1 protein-coding gene is annotated in these 1,011 nt (G+C 61.6%); it reads left to right on the top strand.

Annotation, left to right across the window (positions count from 1 at the left end):
- A partial coding sequence (locus tag OKA04_RS25055; RefSeq protein ID WP_264503876.1) for a carbonic anhydrase occupies window positions 1-836 on the top strand: 836 nt, incomplete at its 5' end.
- Window positions 837-1,011: the final 175 nt, after the last annotated feature.

Raw genomic sequence — 1,011 nt, 5'->3', positions numbered from 1 at the left:
GTGCACCGCCTCTCACAATGTCGACCGCCGCCGCCGCCGCCGCTGCCCAGAGCTGGTGCTTCGCCACTGTCACCCCGCGCTCCCGCGCCACAGTCGTCGCCAGCCTCGCCTCCCCCTCACCGTCCTCCTCCTCCTCCTCCTCCAACAGCAGCAACCTCCCGGCCCCCTTCCGCCCCCGCCTCATCCGCAACACCCCCGTCTTCGCCGCCCCCGTCGCCCCCGCCGCGATGGACGCCGCCGTCGACCGCCTCAAGGATGGGTTCGCCAAGTTCAAGACCGAGTTCTATGACAAGAAGCCGGAGCTCTTCGAGCCGCTCAAGGCCGGCCAGGCACCCAAGTACATGGTGTTCTCGTGCGCCGACTCTCGCGTGTGCCCGTCGGTGACCATGGGCCTGGAGCCCGGCGAGGCCTTCACCGTCCGCAACATCGCCAACATGGTCCCAGCTTACTGCAAGATCAAGCACGCTGGCGTCGGGTCGGCCATCGAGTACGCCGTCTGCGCCCTCAAGGTCGAACTCATCGTGGTGATTGGCCACAGCCGCTGCGGTGGAATCAAGGCCCTCCTCTCACTCAAGGATGGAGCACCAGACTCCTTCCACTTCGTCGAGGACTGGGTCAGGACCGGTTTCCCCGCCAAGAAGAAGGTTCAGACCGAGCACGCCTCGCTGCCTTTCGATGACCAATGCGCCATCTTGGAGAAGGAGGCCGTGAACCAATCCCTGGAGAACCTCAAGACCTACCCGTTCGTCAAGGAGGGGATCGCCAACGGCACCCTCAAGCTCGTCGGCGGCCACTACGACTTCGTCTCCGGCAACTTGGACTTATGGGAGCCCTAAATCCGACCGTCCGTCCGTTCAGTTCGTCAGTTTACGCCAACGCTTTTGCATAAGTACTACCTGAGGATATCGTCCCCGATCATCGATGTGAACGCGTGGAGTACTACTACGTACGTACCGGATGGTTCGATATATGTGAATGCTGTATTAAGTAATAACAAGAAATATATCCCCT

Source organism: Luteolibacter flavescens, assembly GCF_025950085.1.
Lineage (GTDB): Bacteria > Verrucomicrobiota > Verrucomicrobiia > Verrucomicrobiales > Akkermansiaceae > Haloferula > Haloferula flavescens.
This window is presented reverse-complemented; position numbering and strand designations above follow the sequence as displayed.